This is a genomic window from Leucobacter chromiiresistens (assembly GCF_001477055.1).
GTDB lineage: Bacteria > Actinomycetota > Actinomycetes > Actinomycetales > Microbacteriaceae > Leucobacter > Leucobacter chromiiresistens_A.
Map to the genome: position 1 here is coordinate 1 of NZ_LDRK01000161.1, position 867 is coordinate 867.

An 867-nucleotide genomic window follows, 5' to 3' on the forward strand; every position below is an offset into this window, starting at 1 on the left:
TTGTAGTTCGTGCCCTGGTTCGAGCGGTCGAACTTGCGCATGAAGTAGCTCTTCGTGCCGCCCTCGTCCTCCTGGATGGTGACGAAGTCGGCCGAGACCTCCTCGACCACGCCCGACTTCGCCGCGGTGATCACGTCACCCGCGTCGATGGCGGCGTAGCCCTCCATGCCGGTGCCGACCACCGGCGATTCGCTGCGCACCAGCGGCACGGCCTGACGCTGCATGTTGGCGCCCATGAGCGCGCGGTTCGCGTCGTCGTGCTCGAGGAACGGGATCAGCGAGGTCGCGACCGACACCATCTGGCGGGGCGAGACGTCCATGTAGCCGACGCGCTCGGCGTCGACCATGATGACCTCGGAGCCGCGGGGGCGTGCGAGCACCTGCTTCTCGGCGAAGGCGCCGTCCTGCGTGAGCGGCGCGCCGGCCTGCGCGATGAGGTACTCGTCCTCCTCGTGCGCGGTGAGGTAGTCGACCTGGTCGGTGACCTTGCCGTCGACGACACGGCGGTAGGGCGTCTCGATGAACCCGAAGGCGTTGATGCGCGCGAACGTCGCGAGGGCGCCGATCAGGCCGATGTTCGGGCCTTCCGGGGTCTCGATCGGGCACATGCGGCCGTAGTGCGACGGGTGCACGTCTCGCACCTCGACGCCGGCGCGGTCGCGGGAGAGACCGCCGGGGCCGAGCGCGGAGAGGCGGCGCTTGTTGGTCAGGCCCGCGAGCGGGTTGTTCTGATCCATGAACTGCGACAGCTGCGACGTGCCGAAGAACTCCTTGATCGCCGCGAGCACGGGCCGCGTGTTGATCAGGGTGTTCGGCGTGATCGCCTCGATGTCCTGCGTGGTCATGCGCTCGCGCACGACGCGCTCC

Annotated in this window: 1 pseudogene; it reads right to left on the reverse strand. The window is 68.9% G+C overall.

The window, feature by feature from the left end:
- A pseudogene (locus tag NS354_RS12810) lies at positions 1 to 867 on the reverse strand (DNA-directed RNA polymerase subunit beta); the annotation flags it as partial.